Origin of the sequence: Collinsella aerofaciens (assembly GCF_039836695.1) — a bacterium.
Lineage (GTDB): Bacteria > Actinomycetota > Coriobacteriia > Coriobacteriales > Coriobacteriaceae > Collinsella > Collinsella aerofaciens_BD.
Map to the genome: position 1 here is coordinate 175,850 of NZ_JBDPAC010000002.1, position 18,516 is coordinate 194,365.

The 18,516-nt window shown below is 56.3% G+C and carries 16 protein-coding genes; 9 read left to right on the top strand and 7 right to left on the bottom strand.

The features are described 5' to 3' along the window. Nucleotides 1-75: 75 nt before the first annotated feature. Together ABG996_RS02030 and ABG996_RS02035 are read left to right on the top strand one after the other, a co-directional pair. Complete coding sequence (locus tag ABG996_RS02030) at nt 76-1,638, top strand: cation:proton antiporter domain-containing protein (RefSeq protein WP_347478254.1); 1,563 nt, start codon at nt 76-78, stop codon at nt 1,636-1,638. A 387-nt stretch (nt 1,639-2,025) separates the two neighbouring features. Beyond that, the gene (locus ABG996_RS02035) at nt 2,026-3,267 is read left to right on the top strand and encodes a Fic family protein (protein WP_347487172.1); all 1,242 of its coding nucleotides are present in this window, start codon (nt 2,026-2,028) and stop codon (nt 3,265-3,267) included. Nucleotides 3,268-3,394: 127 nt separating this feature from the next. On the opposite strand, the gene ABG996_RS02040 is transcribed toward ABG996_RS02035, so the two are convergent. The 7 genes from ABG996_RS02040 to ABG996_RS02070 all read right to left on the bottom strand — a co-directional run bounded on the left by ABG996_RS02040 (nt 3,395) and on the right by ABG996_RS02070 (nt 10,973). Beyond that, nucleotides 3,395-4,789 carry a hypothetical protein gene (locus ABG996_RS02040; protein ID WP_347478256.1) on the bottom strand — a complete coding sequence of 465 codons (1,395 nt, stop codon included), beginning with the start codon at nt 4,787-4,789 and terminating at the stop codon, nt 3,395-3,397. Nucleotides 4,790-4,866: 77 nt separating this feature from the next. Further along, nucleotides 4,867-5,526 carry a TIR domain-containing protein gene (locus tag ABG996_RS02045; RefSeq protein WP_347478257.1) on the bottom strand — a complete coding sequence of 220 codons (660 nt, stop codon included), beginning with the start codon at nt 5,524-5,526 and terminating at the stop codon, nt 4,867-4,869. Further along, nucleotides 5,526-6,200 carry a hypothetical protein gene (locus tag ABG996_RS02050; RefSeq protein ID WP_347478258.1) on the bottom strand — a complete coding sequence of 225 codons (675 nt, stop codon included), beginning with the start codon at nt 6,198-6,200 and terminating at the stop codon, nt 5,526-5,528. Before ABG996_RS02050 ends, ABG996_RS02045 begins: the two co-directional genes overlap by 1 nt. Continuing rightward, nucleotides 6,200-7,306: an SPFH domain-containing protein gene (locus tag ABG996_RS02055; RefSeq protein ID WP_347478259.1), complete on the bottom strand. Its 1,107-nt coding sequence runs from the start codon at nt 7,304-7,306 to the stop codon at nt 6,200-6,202. The genes ABG996_RS02050 and ABG996_RS02055 overlap by 1 nt, the downstream gene beginning before the upstream one ends. 19 nt (nt 7,307-7,325) lie before the next feature. Then, complete coding sequence (locus ABG996_RS02060; protein WP_347478260.1) at nt 7,326-8,258, bottom strand: FHA domain-containing protein; 933 nt, start codon at nt 8,256-8,258, stop codon at nt 7,326-7,328. Nucleotides 8,259-8,660: 402 nt separating this feature from the next. After that, nucleotides 8,661-9,410 (bottom strand): SDR family NAD(P)-dependent oxidoreductase, encoded by a 750-nt coding sequence (locus tag ABG996_RS02065; RefSeq protein WP_347478261.1) that lies wholly within the window; start codon nt 9,408-9,410, stop codon nt 8,661-8,663. 219 nt (nt 9,411-9,629) lie between these two features. After that, entirely contained in the window at nt 9,630-10,973 is a 1,344-nt protein-coding gene (locus tag ABG996_RS02070; protein WP_117655181.1) for a homoserine dehydrogenase, read from the bottom strand. Nucleotides 10,974-11,223: 250 nt separating this feature from the next. Here ABG996_RS02070 and ABG996_RS02075 point away from each other — a divergent pair, with 250 nt between their 5' ends. The 7 genes from ABG996_RS02075 to ABG996_RS02105 all read left to right on the top strand — a co-directional run bounded on the left by ABG996_RS02075 (nt 11,224) and on the right by ABG996_RS02105 (nt 18,516). Beyond that, nucleotides 11,224-12,390, top strand: a complete 1,167-nt coding sequence (locus ABG996_RS02075; protein WP_347478262.1) for a substrate-binding domain-containing protein — start codon at nt 11,224-11,226, stop codon at nt 12,388-12,390. Between the two features lie 269 nt (nt 12,391-12,659). After that, nucleotides 12,660-13,847 (top strand): ABC transporter substrate-binding protein, encoded by a 1,188-nt coding sequence (locus ABG996_RS02080; protein WP_006234442.1) that lies wholly within the window; start codon nt 12,660-12,662, stop codon nt 13,845-13,847. 139 nt (nt 13,848-13,986) lie between these two features. Next, nucleotides 13,987-14,868: a branched-chain amino acid ABC transporter permease gene (locus ABG996_RS02085; protein WP_117582912.1), complete on the top strand. Its 882-nt coding sequence runs from the start codon at nt 13,987-13,989 to the stop codon at nt 14,866-14,868. 9 nt (nt 14,869-14,877) lie between these two features. Next, nucleotides 14,878-15,957 (top strand): branched-chain amino acid ABC transporter permease, encoded by a 1,080-nt coding sequence (locus tag ABG996_RS02090; RefSeq protein ID WP_117758808.1) that lies wholly within the window; start codon nt 14,878-14,880, stop codon nt 15,955-15,957. Continuing rightward, nucleotides 15,947-16,807, top strand: coding sequence for an ABC transporter ATP-binding protein (locus tag ABG996_RS02095; protein WP_055287178.1), 861 nt, complete (start codon nt 15,947-15,949; stop codon nt 16,805-16,807). Before ABG996_RS02090 ends, ABG996_RS02095 begins: the two co-directional genes overlap by 11 nt. Continuing rightward, on the top strand, nt 16,808-17,521 hold the full coding sequence (locus ABG996_RS02100) for an ABC transporter ATP-binding protein (RefSeq protein ID WP_006234438.1): 714 nt from the start codon (nt 16,808-16,810) through the stop codon (nt 17,519-17,521). It abuts the gene before it with no gap. Between the two features lie 317 nt (nt 17,522-17,838). Continuing rightward, nucleotides 17,839-18,516, top strand: coding sequence for a copper homeostasis protein CutC (locus ABG996_RS02105; RefSeq protein WP_347478263.1), 678 nt, complete (start codon nt 17,839-17,841; stop codon nt 18,514-18,516).

Below are 18,516 nucleotides of genomic sequence, written 5' to 3' on the forward strand. Positions count from 1 at the left end.
ATGATACGACAGCTCGCGGCGCGTTGAGGACGGCGAGGGTGCTACAGTGAAGCCCAAACAAGAGAAAGGCATCACATGGCATTCGTTTCGCTCGCCATCATCGCGCTCGTGGCCTTTGCAAGCCCCTTCATCGCCTCGGCGATTCCCGGGAAACCCGTTCCCGAGACGGTCTTTTTGCTCGTGTTCGGCGCGGTGCTGGGACCCCATATGCTCGGCATTATCCATGTGGATGCTGAGGTCTCGCTTGTGTCCGAGCTCGGCCTGGCCTTTTTGTTCCTGCTTGCCGGCTTTGAGGTCGACCCCAAGAGCATCACGGGCGTCGAGGGACGCTACGGCTTGGCGACGTGGGTCGTCACGTTTGGTATCGCCTGGCTCGCCGTGCGCTTTACCCCGTGGTTCTCGGTCAGCCATTTCGACGGTATCGCCGTGACGCTTGCCCTCACTTCGACGGCGCTCGGCACGCTCGTGCCCATCATGCGTGAGCGTTCGCTGACCGGAACGCGTGTGGGCGACTCGATTCTCGCGTATGGCACCTGGGGCGAACTTGGGCCCGTGCTTGCTATGTCGGTATTGCTGTCTGCCCGCACCGGTATCCAAACGCTCGTAATCCTTGGCTTGTTTGCGGCGGTTTGCGTGTTGCTGGCCGTGGTCCCAAGTCGCTCCAAGCGCGTCGGCAGCCGCTTCTTTGCGTTTGTCGAGGAACGCGCCGACACCACGTCGCAGACCTTCGTGCGCCTGACGGTGCTCATCCTGGTCACGCTCGTGGCGTTCTCGGCCATCTTTGACCTCGACATCGTGTTGGGTTCTTTTGCCGCCGGCTTTGTCCTGCGCTATATCATCCCCGAGGGTAACCATACGCTCGAGACCAAGCTCGACGGCCTGGCCTACGGCTTTTTGATTCCGGTGTTCTTTACCGTATCGGGCGCAAAGATCGACCTGACGGCCGTGGTGTCGCGCCCGGGCTTGCTCGCGGGTTTTATCGTGGCGTTGCTGATTATTCGTGCCGTGCCCATTCTCATCTCTATGGGCATTTGTCCCGCGACGCGCGATGTGTCGGCGTATGGCCGCATTACCGTGGCCCTGTACTGCACCACGGCGCTACCGATCATCGTTGCCGTTACGAGCGTTGCCGTCAACGCGGGCGCGCTGTCGCAAGACATCGCGTCGGTTATGGTTGCCGCCGGCGCCATCACGGTGTTCTTGATGCCGCTGCTCGCGCAGCTCTTCTACCGCGTGGTGGATGCTGCGCCGGTTGCCGCCGTGGCAGAGGTTGCCGAGCATCCATCCGATGCACTCGACATCCTGCGCGCCCATCACGACCTAGCGAGCTTGCTCGCGCGCGAGCATGAGCTGCTGACTTCGCATGGCCATGGTCGCGTATTCGAGGGCCTGCCTACGCTCGATACGATTGCCGAGCGTCTTTCCGCCGAGGCGGCGAGCGGCCACATCGATGCCCGCATCGTGGACGCGGCGCACCTGCTTGCCGATAAGACCTATGGAGACGAGGTCGACCCGTCCGAGCTGACTCCGCGCGAGCGCCGCCGCCTGGAGCGCGCCAAGCTCGCCGTGCGCGAATACCGCCGCCGCATGCTGGAGCTCTATGCAAGAGAAGAAGCCCAGGACGACGACGGCAGGTAGCGAGGCGGTCCTTCGGAGAGACCAGGGACGGATGAAGCCCCTGGCGGAAAGTACATCCCGGTTTGAAGGCTCGGAATGGGACGCGTTTTCCGGAACAAGGCCCTTTGGAAAGCGCACCCCATTCTGAGCCGAAAATCTGGGATGCAGTTTTCTTTTCGAACAGAAGAAGGCGCACTGCCTGCTATTGATGCAGGACGCGCGCCTCTTGCATAAAGCTCTGCTGAGGTTTGAAATTAGCTCGCTATGTAAATAAGGAAACCTTAATTCCCAATACTTCAAATTCTGAAATTAGACAATGCATTTCTTGAGTCTTAATTGCAAATATCGGATTAATTCGAAATAATGAAAGACGATTAAGCTATTTGATTTCAAAGGGGCGATGAAGCGATGGCGTACAAGACGCTCGAAAAACTCTTTTATGCAGATTCAAGCTCCGATCGTTATGCTTGCCATGACGAGCTGCTGCGCGAGCGCCTTACTGCCGACGGCACGGTGCGGACTGGAATTCACCTTGAGCATGGTGAACTGTTCGCTTGTGTTCCTTTGAACCTGTCCGTTGCTAGCGAGCGGATCCTCAGAAAAGAGCGAAAGATTTCCAACCTGTGGAACAGCTTGCCTTATGTGGCTTTGGGGGCCTCGATTCGTTCGCTGGTGCTTGAGGAGGTTGTTTTCAGCAACGAAATGGAAGGTGTGCACAGCACACGGCGCCAGATTGAAGCGGCGCTGGAGTCTGCGGAGGATGCCGCGGCCGAACTTTGCGGTGCCGCCGAAAAGGAGCACACTCCTTTTATTGAATTCGCTCGCCTCTACCTTCAGCTGGTGGATGGTTCAAGTCGTCCCGGCAAACCCGAGGATATCCGCGAGATTTTCGATGCCGTCACTAAGGGCGTGCTTGACCCGAAGGACCGTCCGGATGGCAAGATGTTCCGTTTGGGTCCCGTTGTGATTGAGAACAATCGGGGCAAGATTCTCCATCAGGGTGTTTCCTCGGAGCCCGAAATCATTGACCTCCTTGGCAAGATGATAGAGTTGGGCAATCGCGAAGATGTCCCAAGCCTCTATGCAGCCTCAATCTGCCATTTTCTCTTTGAGTATATTCACCCCTTCTATGACGGTAACGGGAGAACGGGGAGATATCTTCTCGCGTTGAGCCTGAACGAGACGTTGTCGCAGCCTACGGTGTTGTCGCTTTCCAGGACGATTGCTGAGAATAAAACCGCATATTACAAGGCGTTTGACGTGGTGGAGAGGCCCCTTAATGGTAGCGATGCAACTCCGTTTGTTGCAATGATTCTTGATTTGGTCGAGCAAACGCAAGATGCCGTTCTGAGCGATTTGGCTGAAAAGCGCGTACAACTCGATGATCTTAAGCGGGCGATCGATGAGCTCGACGATACGTTTACCGAAAGGGCAAAAGATATTCTGTTTTATGCGGCACAGATGCATATCTTCGGTGCCTTTGGCGAATCTACGCTTGATGGTGTATCGAGCTATCTCGATGTGACAAAGCCGACAGCGAGTAGGTCATTGTCGAGCCTAATCGCTGCCGGATATTTAGAAAAGGTGTCCGCAAGGCCGCTCGTGTGCAAGATGACGGTGGCGGGACTTAATCTGCTCGGGCTAGAGTGAATATCGGTTATCAGACAAATGAACATTCCGAGCGCTTGCCCGCCATTCCTCCATGGTGTGAAATCGCTCTTATCCTATTGAGGCGCCTTTGAGGTCGCCAATGGACCGTTGCGGCGAGCGGTGAAAGTTATGATTCAATTTCGCTTGACACGTACGCCAGGAGTTCATCGTCTAAGGCCTTCAGAGAGTTCTTGATTTCCCGCCTGCGCTCGCGAGCCTGTTCGATTTTTGCATCACATTCTCGTTTTGCCTTGAATTCGAACGGGCTGAAAAAGGAACGTCTGCTCTTAAGCTCTCGAAGTTCGTTCCCCAGCCGGTCAAATTCATCTTCGAGCGCTTGTTTTTGCGTCTTTTTAACAGGATTATCTAACCAGTATTTGGCTTGGAACTCTGCTTCTTTTTCAGCGCGCTCACGTTCCTTCTTCTTCTCGGGGTCGTATTCGTCACGCTTTGCCATGTCCTTTTCTAACTGTTCTCTCCGAAGCTGTTTTGCCTCATCGCCAAGGAAAAAGCCGTCGTTTGTTATTTGCCCGCTAGAGTACTGGCTGTAGTATCGGCGATTTGTTCGAACTTTGATACATAGCTCCTCGAGAGTGCACAATATGCCCCAGCATCTTAAGAGCATCTCGTCTGTGGCAGTGCCTTGTTTGGCGACTTTATTGTCAAAGAGGTCGATAGCTAAGCGAGTCGCTTCTATGCAACTATCGTACGCATTTATGCATAGATTAAGAGCTTCTTCTTCGTTGTCATAGTCGAAATCACCTGTCCCGTAGTAATCAAATACACGGACCTTGTTCCACCGTTCCGACCATGTGGAGCAGCCGTTGACCGCAGAGTTTAGGATCGTGATTGCAGCATTGTAATACATTGATGAAATGTTGCGCGCTGCAAGACCGGAAAGGTCTTCGGTAAAGGCGTCGAGGAGCTCTTCGATATTCTCGGGTATCTCGGCACTCTCCCCCTGCTCTTTGCTGAGCCTCTTTACGGCAGCCGTTTGTAATTCACACACGGCCTCTATATTTTTCCATTGGAGTTCACGCGACTGTAAGTGACGAATGAGCCCCGATTGAATTAACTCTAGATTCTTCGCATTCGGTAGATTTGCAAGTTTCTGGCAGAAATAGTCTATCTCAGAGTTTGTGATAGCTCGCAAATGCTCAATGAAACCTATCGCTATGTTTAGCGCGGCGTTTATCTCATCAAAATCTGATGGGGCTCGATTTAGCAGCTTTAGCATATTGATGCATGCTGCATTTGATTCCGACAAGCGATCGTTGTCAAACGTGAGCTGCCAGTCTATCGCTTTTGCCTTTATTGACCATGCCTCGGCGTTCTTAAGATCAATCTCGAGGGCCATGGAGGCATATTTCTCAGCATCAGCGTTGTTACCTGCTTTTTGAGCGGTTCTGGCCAAGGCGAGATATCGATTGACATCTTCAGTGCGGTCTGTTTTCACTGTGCCTTCAACTTGGACAACACCTTCGACCATCATTTTCTTTGCGGTTTCAAGCGTGTATTTCATACCGCAACTTTGACAGACGAAAAAGTCTCCATCCTTGATTATCTCTGTGCTACCGCAGAGTTCGCATTTTAGCGCTTTCATTTCGATTGCTCCATTTCATACCCTTTGCTGTTCATTTCCCGTATTAGTTTCTGCTTTATCTCAAAAACGTCATCCTTGTAAGGGAGATATAAGATGCCGTTTATATCGGACGGTTTTTCTATCGGCGGGTCGGCTTCTTTGAGAAGGATCGCGGTCCTAGACCTGCCGAATTTCATCAGTAACATCCCAAGCTCCAAAACTACGTTCTGGCGAGCTCTTGGCTGCGGTTGATCCTGTTCATTCTTTGGACAGCCTATATCGTCCGGGGTCATAAGTACTATCCCGAAATTAGCGCAAGGGATGTATTCCATTAGTTGTTCGATTACTGTTCGGCCCCCTATAGGCTGATTATCGAGGAAAATAGGCTCGAGATTTAACTCTTCGAGAAGACGTTGGAGTTGGTTTCGGGCGGTTTTATCGTGGCCGTAAACAACGAAAACTTTGTTGTTTGGTTCATCAATGATTTCATCTTCGATGGTTTTCCGGACCTGATCAGCGTTATTTCCTTGACAAAAGAAGCCGCCGCTGTCGTAGACAAATACGGCTGTTCCACTCTCGAGCTTTATTCGATAGCCAATAGTTTTGTATCTCTGGGCCGTTTTTACCGGAATTTCTTTTGAAATAAGAAGCGAGATTAATTTATCCTTATCGATCATTAGCTGTCCTTGCTTGCTTTAACCAGTGCCGCTCTTTGCCTTATCAACGAAGTCATGCGCAATATTTTCGAGTTCGCACCTTCGATATCGTTTGATTCGATTGATTGCGATAGATCACGAAGTGCGTTCGATATTTCATCTTCAATTTGAGCGCTTGCTTCACAACTGGCGGGGTCGGCAAAGCTTGAAGTTTCCAAGAGGCTGGTCATTGATGCGCGCAACTCTGAAGGTGATTCATCTAGAAGCAGTCTTAGCTGAAGTTCAAGGTTCTGCATGGATTGCGATTTGCTTGAAACTTGGTTTTCAACAGTAGATGCGTGAGATTCGGAAGCGCCTGTTGCAAAGAGCGTGGCTGTCGCAGCGCTTGCTAGCAGAAAACTGAGAATTGGAATTGCTGGAAGCGCCTCTGTTTTTAACGCGGACCCTAGCATGCCTAACAACAATTGGACTGTAAACGATACGCCAATAACAAGTATCTTTGAGATACCAAATATCTTAAGATTCTTTTGGGGTCCAAATAACAAGGTTGAAACCACCAGGGCGAGCATGACCAAAGAGAATGCGCTCTCAATCCAAAAGGTAGTTGAGGGTCCAAATAAAAGTACGGCCACGCTTTCGATAACTATGAAGAGGGCTACGGGGATTGCTGCAATATATGCCTGCGTGTTCTTCATTATGACCTCCGTGCTCCGCATTCGGGACAGAACTTCTCGGTTCCAGAGAAGCGATATCCACACTCGGAACAGAACTTTGCAGCACTTTGCTGCGAATTGGTATCCGCAGGGATGGGCTGCGTCGCGGACGTGCCGGTCGCTTGTGAGAGTGCATCGGTCATAACTGACCCCATGGTTCCGCCGACACCGGCCATTACGCCCAGGCCAATTCCCATGTTTGCGTATTCGCCAGTCGCTTCGTTTTGGGCCATCTTTTCGGCAACATCGAAGCTGCGTTCCTGTTGATAGGTATAGCCCTCGATTTGCCGTTTTTCTGCGCGTGCTTTTGCGGAGATTACGGTGCGCTGCGGCGCAGTTTCTTGTTCGATAATGCTGACCTGTCGTTTTATCTGTGCTTCGCGTACGTCGGCATATTGCTTGAAATGGAGGTCCTTAAACTTCTCGTATACCGGATCACCTTCGGGTTTGACGATCGCGGTGACCAGCATTTGCGTTAATGAGAGGCCGTATGCGGCAAAGTCGGGAAGCAGCTTGTTCTTAAGCGAGTCGGATAACTCTTCAAGGTGTGCATCAAGTTCGAAAATGGAGAGTTTTTGTTCGGTAATTACTTGTGCAAGATGAGTTTTTATTCGAGTTTGCAGGAAAGCTTTGAAATAACTGATCAGCTTGTCCTGGGAGAGCAAAGCTTCGGTTCCAACAAGCTTGAGAAGGAGCCTGCGGGGCTCTTTTACAGCAAGAGCCATCTCTCCAGACGCCCCGAGCGAGAGCGGAAATCCATAAGTCGGTTCCATGAACTGAATCCTGGAATTGGTTCCCCAGCGGATGCCCATCTGCTCGATGAGGTTAACAAAGTAGACCTCTGAGTGAAACGGGCTGACACCACCGGTCGTTATCTTCGAAATGCCGTTCAGTAACGGTAGATTTTGAGTCTCAAGTTCATGCCTGCCTGGTCCAAACGAATCCAGGGCCTGTCCATTAAGGAAGAAAATTGCTTCTTGGGTCTCGTGAACAATGAGTTGCGAGCCCGTATTGAAGTCTTCTGAGGGGTGTTTCCAGATAAAAGTTTGGTTGTTGCCCTCATATTTGATGACATCCGTGATGCTCATAGTCACCTTGTTTCCATGGTTAGTAATGTTGATTTGCTAAGATAGCCGTCGTTGCTACGACGGCAAAAGTGGTGCTGAGACCCAGGCGCAGGATGTCGCCGGGGTACAGCCGGGCGGGTGCTCCGGTGCTGATGTCGAGTTCGTTGTTGTCGGCTGTTCGAATCAGATGCGTGCCGTTGGTCGAACCGAGGTCTTGTGCGTACCAAGCATTGTTCTCGGCGAAGATACGGAGATGTCTGGCGGAGACATCCAGCCCAACATCGGTGACAGCGCCGTCTTCGAGTGCGAGCGCTCCGATGGTGGTGCCCATGGCAGAAGGCTCAATGACATAAGGGCCGCCGATGACGAGTTCGTTATCGATCCTGATAAGGCCGATCGCATGTTCGGTGCCCGTTTGTTTTAAATCGCATGGACAGAAAGAAATACTTGAGGGGGTAAACGACCTGACATTCTCTGCGAATTCAAAGCGGTTCCTGATGTACGCGATAGCACGGGCCGGATCGCACCAACAGGCGGTCGAAACAACGAGCGCGATTGAGATAAGAGCCCTGTCATCTTTGTCTGGCTGGCAGCTGACGAGGCGCGAGGCGGCGTTCCGGTAAAGGAACCCATTGCGCCCACAGGCACTGAGCGCTTGAGCCATCGCGTCAGTTGCTGCCGCAATCATGGTATAGATGTCGGCGTTCGAATACCCTTTTTCCTGTAGCTTGTGCAGGATTTGATTCGATGCGCAGGACCAGTCGGTAAAGTAGCGATCTTCTAGGGAGCCCGGCTGCGAGTGCACAATCGTGCGCGAAAGCCAGCTGGTGTCCTGTGCCATTTGGGCGGTAGGCTGTCCATTTGTTAACGGCAGATCGGATAGTAACAGTTCAGCAAGTGCGCGATGGCTCAGGGTAAATGAAGTCTTGAACAGGGAGAACATGACCTCGAGCGGTGTTTGCCGTCTTGGCATGATACTCTCCCTTCCTTGACCTTATTCGCTAAATAAAGGATAAGGGTGCCACTAGCCGATTTTACTGTGCAACAAATTGCACGTCGGCGAGCGGTCGTGCTGCCTGATGCGCTTGCTCCAGAATGAGAGCTGGTTATCTTAGGGGTGCTATACGGTCTCGTTTTGATTAGGATGGCATGACTCAACCGCCCTTCGGGAAACTGTGCCCCGGAATGGATAACCAGATTGGGATGTAGTTTCCGCAGTCCCGACCCGTTGCGGAAACGGTGTCCCAGAATCGGCGTTCGAAACGGGACGCAGCTTCCCTTACAAACAGAACAAGGCGCGCTGCCTGCGGTTGATGCAGACAGCGCGCCTTTTGCGTTGGGCCTCGTTGAGGTTCGAAGTCGTGGCTTGCGACCTTTAGGAGCGGGCGGCTCCGTCGACGGGGAGCACGGCGCCCGTGACATAGGAGGCCATGTCGCTCGCTAGGAAAACGAATGCGTTGGCGACATCCTCGGGCTCGCCCATGCGACCCAGCGGAATAGTGGCGATGATGGGCTTAATAACCTCTTCGGGCAGGTTGGCGACCATGTCGGTCTTAGTCACGCCGGGGGCAACGGCGTTGACGCGGATGCCCATGGGGGCGAGCTCGCGCGAGAGCGACTGGACCATGCCGTTGACGGCAAACTTGGACGTGGGGTAACCGACGCCGGAGGGCTGGCCGTACTTGGCGACCATCGAGCTCGTGGTAGTGATGGTGCCGCCGTGGCCGGCCTCGGTCATAATCTTGGCGGCCGCCTGGTGACCGTTAAAGACAGCGACGACGTTGAGGTCCATGACCTTTGCAAACTCCTCGGCCGTGTAATCCAAAAGGGGCGAGCGCTGGGAGATGCCGGCGTTGTTGACGACCGTATCGAGACCGCCCATGTCGGCTGCGGCCTGCGTAAAGGCCTCGGTCACGGCCTCGAGTGAGGTGAGGTCGCAGGAGCGGCCCCAGACCTTGGCGTCGGGATAGGCGGCCGCCAGCTTCTCAACGGCCGCGTCGGCAGTCTCCTGGCGCGAGCCAAAGACGGTGACGGCAGCGCCTTCCTCGATAAAACGGCAGGCGATCGCATAGCCGATACCGCGCGTGCCTCCGGTGATGATTGCTTTCTTGCCCTCGAGCAACATGGTGCTTCCTCTCATCGCGGGCGGACATACACGGCACAGCATAGCGGCGGCAAAATACAGCTGCCGTCGCATATCGGCAAACGGTATCCACGGTTGTTGACGAACGGTCAAGTTGTTCAAACGTTAGTCGACCAGTTCGCTCAAAGGATGTAGCAAAAGGGGCTCCCATCCAATCGGATAGGAGCCCCTTTTGCGTTATTTGATTTGCCGAGAATCGGGCTAGTTGGCCATAACGCCTTCGGTCCAAGCCTCAACGTCCTCAATGCGCAGGACGTTGGCGACCTCGGCCACGCAGTCGACGCTGGCAAGCTCGGCGGCGGCAGCCTGGACGTCCTTCTCGAGCGCGCGGTGCGTCAGGAAGATGACCGAGCAGGCATCGCTGACGCCCGACTTGCCGTCCTCGACCTGGTTGATGAGCGAGATCGAGATGTTGTGCTTGGCAAAGATGTCGACCGTCTCGGACAGGGCGCCCACGCGGTCGGCGACCTTCAGGCGCACATAGTACTTGGTCTGGAGCTCGTCCATGGGCTTAAAGGCGAGGTTGTGACCATAGGGCTCAATCTCGGGCAGCGGAGCCACGCCGCGGCTGATCTGCTCAGAGAGCGACAGGATATCGCCCACGACGGCGCTTGCGGTGGGGAAGGAGCCTGCGCCGGCACCGTAGAACATGGTCTCGCCCACGGCGTCGCCTACCACATAGACGGCGTTCATGGCGCCGTTGACCTTGGCAAGCATATGGTCTGCCGGGATGAGCGTGGGGTGCACGCGAACGTCGACGCCGGCGTCGGTGTTGCGTGCGATGCCCAGCAGCTTAATGGTGTAGCCGAGCTCGCGGGCCTGGGCGATGTCCTCGGCGCCGATGGTGCGGATGCCCTGCTGGTACACATCGTCGGTGGTAACGCGGGTGCCAAAGCCGATGGAGGCGAGGATGGCTGTCTTGCTGGCGGCATCGAAGCCGTCGACGTCGGCGGACGGGTCCGCCTCGGCATAGCCCTTGGCCTGCGCGTCGGCAAGCACGTCGGCGTAATCGGCGCCCTCGGCGTCCATGCGCGACAGGATATAGTTGGTGGTACCGTTGAGGATGCCGGCGATGGTCAGGATCTTGTTGCCCACCAGGTCGTGCTCAAGCGTGCTCACGATGGGGATGCCACCGCCGCAGCTGGCCTCGCACTTAATCTGCACGCCGCACGCGCGCGCCTTCTCGGCGAGCGTCTCAACATGACGGCCCAGCAGGGCCTTGTTGGCAGAGACGACGTGCTTGCCGTTCTCGAAGGCGGTGGTGAAGATTTCGGTCGCGGGGTGCTCGCCGCCGATCAGCTCGACGACGATGTCGACGGCGGGGTCGGTGACGACGTCGTGCCAGTCACTCGTAAAGGCCTCGCGCTCAATGCCTGCCGCCTCGGCCTGCTCCCAAGCAAGCGCGCAGGCGCGGGTCAGCTTAAGGTCGATGCCGTAGGCTGCCAGGTACTCATCGTGGTGGCTCTTGATCAGACGGGCCACGCCGCCGCCGACGGTTCCCAGACCGATGAGGCCGACGTTCACGGTGCGCAGGGGTTCGCTCATAGATAGCTCCTTCGTGCATCTTATGGATGGATTAACCGCTTAAAGGTTGAGTGCATTCTAGCGTGAACCGAGGGCGCGTGCTCGCCAGGCAACAGGAGTCGCACAAAACGGCACCCCCGAAACGCTGCGGAAACATTGGAAACATGCTCGCTACAAACGGAACTCCGTAACAAACTGTCAACGTTTGCACCATAAGGTTTGCCCTGTACCGCAAGACGGCCGCACCGCGGCCAGCGAAAAGGGGGACACCATGTTTAGCATCAACAACGTACTTAACCGCAGGAGTTTCTTGGTTGGCGCCGCGGCGCTCGGCAGCACCGTCGCGCTTGCCGGTTGCTCGTCGGGTGGTTCTGACGATGGCTCCGCCGATGACGGCAAGACCTTCAAGATCGGTGTCATCGGCCCTCTGACCGGCGCCGCGGCAACCTATGGCGTTTCGGCCGAGAAGGGTGCCAAGCTCGCCGCCAAGGATTTCTCGACCAAGGACCTCAAACTCTCGCTTAAGTCCGAGGACGATGTCGCCGACGGCGAGAAGGCTATCAACGCCTTCAATACCCTGTGCGACTGGGGCATGCAGGCGCTCGTCGGCCCCGTCACGACTGGTGCCGCCGTCGCCGTCTCGGGCGAGATTGCCGATGACATGCTCATGGTTACGCCTTCGGCCTCGTCGCTCGACGTCACCAAGGACAAGACCACGGTCTTTCAGGTTTGCTTCACCGATCCCACCATGGGCGCCAGCGCCGCGAAGTTCTTGGCCGAGAAGTACGCGGATGCCAAGATCGCCCTGTTCTACAACTCCGGCGATACGTATAGCTCGGGCGTTGCCGACGCTTTTGCCGAGCAGGCCAAGACGTCCAAGCTCGATATCGTCGATACCGAAACCTTTAAGGACGACTCTTCCACGAGTTTTACCAACAAGCTGACCAAGGCCAAGGAGGCCGGTGCCACGCTCATCTTTGCCCCGATCTACTACACGCCGGCGTCCGTTTTGCTCAAGAACGCCAAGGACATGGGCTACGACATGACGCTCATGGGTACCGACGGCATGGACGGCCTGCTCTCTGTGGAAGGTTTCGATACCTCTCTTGCCGAGGGCGTACTGCTCATGACCCCGTTTTCGGCTGACGACGAGAAGAATGCCGACTTCGTCAAGGCCTATAAGGATGCCTACGACGAGACGCCTAACCAGTTTGCCGCCGACGCCTACGATTGCGTCCACGCAATCGTCGAGGCTATCGATAAAGCGGGCATCGACCTTACGGCCGACGATGCCGACATTGCCGACGACCTTGCCAAGGCCATGCGCAAGATCAAAATCGAGGGCCTGACGGGCGAGCTCACGTGGAACGACGAAGGCCAAGTCGAGAAGCCCGCTACGGCCTATGTGATTCAGGACGGCAAGTACATCGCCGCCTAAGTGCATATAACGAGACCGGTGGGGCCGTTCTATGCAAGGCAAGGACGCTTGTAACAGAACAGAAACATTACTTTCACATAATAAAGTGGCTAAACTGCATAAACTGATAGAAATACGCATAAATATGGATAAATGGACAAAGCAAAAGAAAAGTTGAAATAATCGCCACTTTTCTCAACTAAAGCGTCTACTATTTTGCGAACGCCGAACACGGCGAAGGATGGCCTGTCGGGTAACCGAAACCCGACGAGATTTGAGAGGAGAGCCGCATGTCGAGCCTCACCGGTAAGTCATTGAACCCTGTTATGAATCGCAGGAGCGTTATCGCGAGCGCAGCAGGTCTGGGGGCGATGTCCATTCTAGCTGGCTGCTCCTCCAACGGCGGCGACAGCGGTTCCGCTTCGAGCGACGCTTCGTTTAAGATCGGTACCATCGGCCCGCTGACCGGCGCCAACGCGTCCTACGGCAAGTCCGTTACCCAGGGTGTCGAGCTTGGCTGCAAGGATTTCTCGACCAAGGAGCTGCCGCTTGCCAGCAAGGCCGAGGATGACCAGGCCGATGGCGAGAAGGCCGTTAACGCCTTCAACACCCTGCTCGACTGGGGCATGCAGGCCCTCGTCGGCCCGACTACCACGGGTGCGTCGGTTGCCGTCGCCGCAGAGTGCGGTAACGACCCCAAGACGTTCATGATCACCCCGTCCGCGTCCTCCGAGGACGTCACCGACGGCAAGGATTGCGTCTTCCAGGTTTGCTTCACCGACCCCAACCAGGGTGTCAACGCTGCCAAGTTCCTGGCGCAGAAGTATGCGGACGAGAAGTTCGTGCTGTTCTATAACTCCGGCGACGCCTATTCTTCGGGCATCGCAGATTCCTTTAAGGCCCAGGCCGCTGAGTCCAAGCTCGAGATTGTTGACGAGGAGACCTTTAAGGACGACTCCGCCACGAGCTTTACCAACCAGCTGACCAAGGCCAAGCAGGCCGGCGCCACCATGATCTTTGCGCCGATCTACTACACGCCGGCGTCCGTCCTGCTCAAGAACGCCAAGGACATGGGCTACGACGTCAAGATGATGGGCTGCGACGGCATGGACGGTATCCTGGGCGTTGAGGGCTTCGATACCTCTCTTGCCGAGGGTCTGCTGCTCATGACCCCGTTCTCCGCCGACGACGAGAAGAACGCCGACTTCGTCAACGCTTACAAGGATAAGTACGGCGATACCCCCGACCAGTTTGCCGCCGACGCCTACGACGGCGTGCACGCGGTGGCCGAGGCCGTCAAGGAGGCCGGTCTTGGTGTCGACGCCGACCCGACCGAGGTCGCCGAGAAGCTGTCCAAAGCTATGCTCAAGATTACCGTTGACGGTCTGACCGGCAAGCTCACCTGGAACGATAAGGGCCAGGTCCAGAAGGAGCCCACGGCGTACGTCATCACCGACGGCAAGTACGTACAGGCCTAATTGGCCGCCTTACATAGAGCGGTTTTGATCCCAAGCAGGGGAGGTTTTGGCCTTCCCTGCTTGCTTGGTATCTAGGGACAGTGTAACGTCCCTGTTTCATACATTAAATGGAAACCTATTCGAAAGGGGGATGTGGAACATGACGGTCTTTATCCAATACCTGGTCAACGGCCTGTCCATGGGCAGCGTCTACGCCATCATCGCGTTGGGCTACACCATGGTCTACGGTATCGCCAAGATGCTGAACTTCGCTCACGGCGACGTCATCATGGTCGGTGCCTATGTCTCGTTCTGTGCCACGTCGTATCTCGGCCTCCCGGGCTGGGCATCTGTAATTCTTTCTTGTGTGGTCTGTACCGTTCTCGGTGTTCTCATCGAGGGTCTGGCCTATAAGCCGCTGCGCCAAGCAGGCCCGCTGGCCGTTCTGATCACGGCTATCGGCGTTTCTTACTTCCTGCAGAACGCCGCGCAGCTTCTGTGGGGCGCCACGCCCAAGAACTTCACTTCGCTCGTCACCTTCCAGGTGCCGGAGTTCTTGGCCAAGTTCAACGTAAGCGCCGTCTCGCTCGTCACCATCGTCGCCTGCCTGGTTATCATGGCCGGCCTGATGTTCTTTACAGGTAAGACCAAGATGGGCAAAGCCATGCGCGCCGTGTCCGAGGACAAGGCCGCCGCTCAGCTCATGGGAATCAACGTCAACCGCACCATCTCGATGACGTTCGCCATCGGCTCTGCCCTTGCCGCCATCGCCGGCGTGCTGCTGTGCTCCTACTCGCCGGTGCTGCAGCCCACGACGGGCGCCATGCCTGGCATCAAGGCTTTCGACGCCGCCGTCTTCGGCGGTATCGGTTCCATCCCCGGTGCCTTTGTCGGTGGCATTCTCATCGGCATCATCGAGGCGATGGCGCAGGCCTACATTTCCACGAGCCTTGCCAACTCCATCGTCTTTGGTGTTTTGATCATCGTCCTGCTCGTCAAGCCTGCCGGCCTCTTGGGCAAGTACGTCCCCGAGAAGGTGTAGGTGAGCGGCATGAAGTTTCTTAAAGACAAGCAGACGCGTCACGACTTTGTCACGTACGCCATGTGCATCGTGGCCTTCGCCATCGTGTTCTTTATGCAGTCTAACCACATGATTCCGCGCATGATCGCCGGTCAGCTGGTTCCCATCACGGCCTATATCGTCATGGCCATCTCCCTTAACCTCGTCGTCGGTATCGCGGGCGACTTGTCGCTGGGCCACGCGGGCTTTATGAGTGTCGGCGCCTATACGGGAATCGTCACCGCCGTCGCGCTGGAGAGCGCCGTTCCCTCCGATCCGGTGCGCCTTATCATCAGCATTGTGGTCGGCGCTATCGCCGCTGCCATCTTGGGCTTCTTGATTGGTATCCCGGTCCTGCGCCTGAGCGGCGACTATCTGGCCATCGTGACCCTGGCTTTTGGCGAGATCATCAAAGAGATCGTCACCTGCCTCATTGTGGGCGTCGACTCCCGCGGCCTGCACGTGATCTTTAACATCACGGGTAACTCTACGATCGACGACCTGCACCTGCTCGAGGACGGCACCGCCATCATCAAGGGCGCCCAGGGCGCCTCGGGCGTGTCGACGTACTCGACCTTCCTCGCCGGTGCCATCCTGGTCATGGTCGCACTCGTGATCGTACTCAACCTGGTTCGCAGCCGTACCGGCCGTGCCATTATGGCCGTGCGCGATAACAAGATTGCAGCCGAGTCCGTAGGCATCTCCGTCACCGAGTACCGCATGATCGCCTTCGTGGTTTCCGCTGCCCTCGCCGGTGCTGCCGGAGCCCTCTTCGGCGGTAACTTCTCGCAGCTCTCCGCCACCAAGTTCGACTTCAACACGTCCATTCTCATCCTGGTGTTCGTGGTCCTGGGCGGTCTGGGCAATATGCGCGGCTCCGTCATCGCGGCGGCGCTGCTCACGGTGCTTCCCGAGCTGCTTCGTCAGTTCTCGGACTACCGCATGCTCATCTACGCCATCGTGCTGATCCTGGTCATGATCTTTACCAACAATCCGCAGCTCAAGGCGTTCTTCGGTCGCGTCAAGGACCGCTTTGCTTCCAAGAAGGAGGTGGCAGCCGATGCCCAGTAAATTTGAGTTCAACAAGGGCAAGATGGTCCCGTATCCTTCTGGCGCCATCGTTCCCGACCGTGACCTAGGCGAGCGCCCGGCACTCGAGTGCATCCACCTGGGCATTGAGTTCGGTGGCCTTAAGGCAGTCGACGACTTTAGCCTGACTATCGGCAAGACCGAGATTGCCGGTCTGATCGGCCCCAACGGCGCCGGTAAGACCACGGTCTTCAACCTGCTCACCAAGGTGTATCAGCCCACGCACGGCACCATCCTGCTCGACGGTGAGGACACCTCGGGCAAGTCGGTCTACCAGGTCAACCGCATGGGTATTGCCCGTACCTTCCAGAACATTCGCCTGTTTAATACCATGACGGTGGAGGATAACGTTAAGGTCGGCCTGCATAACCAGGAGCGTTACTCCGGCTTTGAGGGCGTGCTGCGCCTGCCGACGTATTGGAAGCACGAGAAGGCTGCTCACGAGCGCGCCATGGAGCTGCTGTCCATCTTTGATATGGAGCATCTGGCAAACGAGCAGGCCGGCTCGCTGCCTTACGGCGCCCAGCGTCGTCTGGAGATCGTCCGCGCGCTTGCCACCAACCCCAAACTGCTGTTGCTCGACGAGCCTGCCGCCGGCATGAACCCGTCCGAGACCGCGGAGCTCATGGAGAACATCGTTAAGATTCGCGACACCTTCGGCATTGCCATCATGCTTATCGAGCACGACATGTCGCTCGTCATGAATATTTGCGAGGGTATCTGCGTGCTCAACTTTGGTAAGGTCATCGCCAAGGGCACGGCAGAGGAAATCCAGAACAACGACGCCGTTATCGAGGCGTATCTGGGTAAGCAGGATAAGGGGGAGAACTAAATGGCAGAGCCGATGCTTTCCGTCTACAACATCAACGTCTGGTACGGCGCCATCCACGCCATCAAGGATATCTCCTTTAACGTTAACGAGGGCGAGATCGTGGCCCTGATCGGCGCCAACGGTGCCGGCAAGTCTACAACGCTCAAGACCGTCTCGGGCCTGCTGCGCTCCAAGACCGGCTCCATCAAGTTTATGGGCGAGGATATTACCCATACGCCCGCTGATAAGCTGGTTGGTAAGGGCCTGGCTCAGGTTCCCGAGGGTCGTCGCGCCTTTTTGCAGATGACGGTCGAGGAAAACCTGGAGATGGGTGCCTATACGCAGCCCAAGTCCACGGTGGCTCCGGGCCTGGAGCGCGTCTACGAGCAGTTCCCGCGCCTGAAGGAACGTCGTCGCCAGGTCGCCGGCACCCTTTCGGGCGGCGAGCAGCAGATGCTCGTTATGGGGCGCGCCCTTATGAGTAACCCCAAACTTCTTATGCTCGACGAACCTTCCATGGGTCTGGCACCGATTCTGATCGAACAGATCTTCCAGATTGTCGAGGACCTGCACAAGGCCGGTACCACGGTACTTCTGGTCGAGCAAAACGCGCAGATGGCGCTTTCGATTGCTACGCGCGGTTACGTGCTCGAGACTGGCAAGATCACCATGACCGGCACCGGCCAAGAGCTCCTGCACGACGACAACGTGCGTAAAGCCTACCTGGGTGGCTAGGAAGTTCCGCCGTTCTACCGAACGGCGGACCAGTTGACGCTGCGCGGGCACCAGAGCGACAACTTGTCATTCAAAGAGGACGGCATGACCAGAAGGTCTATGCCGTCCTCTTTTCATGTCAAGTTGTCGCTCTGGTGCCCGCTCGCTGTCCGTCCTCTGCCTGCGGCGTTGCTTTGGTTCTGTCCCCCTTATGTTGCGGTGGAATAGGGACTAAATGGGAGTCTCAGAGGCCAAAAGAGTCCCTATTCCACCGCAATTTCATGGGGATGTGTGACAATGCCCGTCGGAAAACATCTGCTGTCTTTGGGGGTCTATCTATGCTGTACGAGTTTTGTGCCGAGAACTTTGAGCGGGTGCCGGCAGCTATCGATGCCGGTGCAAAGCGCATCGAGCTGTGCGACAACCTCGCCGTTGGTGGCACCACGCCTTCTGCCGGCGTTATCAGCGCTACAGTCAGCTATGCTCACGAGCATGACGCGCGAGTGATGTGCATGATTCGCCCGCGTGGCGGTGTCTTTCATTACAACCAAGACGAGCTGCGCATGATGGAGATGGACCTGGGCCTTGCCGTAAGCGCCGGCGTTGACGGCTTGGTCTTTGGCTGCTGCAAGCCCTGCGCTGGCGGATGGGCGCTCGACGAACTTACGCTTGGCGCCCTCGTGATGGCCGCGGGCTGCGCGACCGAGGAATGCAAGCGTGAGCCCATCGACATCACCTTTCACATGGCGTTTGACCAGCTCTCGCCCGAGGCTCAGCTCGATGCGATTGATACACTTGCCGACTGCGGCGTTACGCGCATCCTCACGCATGGCGGCGCTGCCGGTACGTCGATCGAGGATAATTTCGATCACCTGGCTCGTTTAATCGAGTATGCGGGTGATCGTTTGGCCATCCTTCCCGGCGGCGGCATCACTACGGCAAATCGCGACGCGGTCGCGGCGGCGCTAGACGTCTCCGAGCTCCATGGCACCAAGATCGTGCCGCTGGAGGTATAA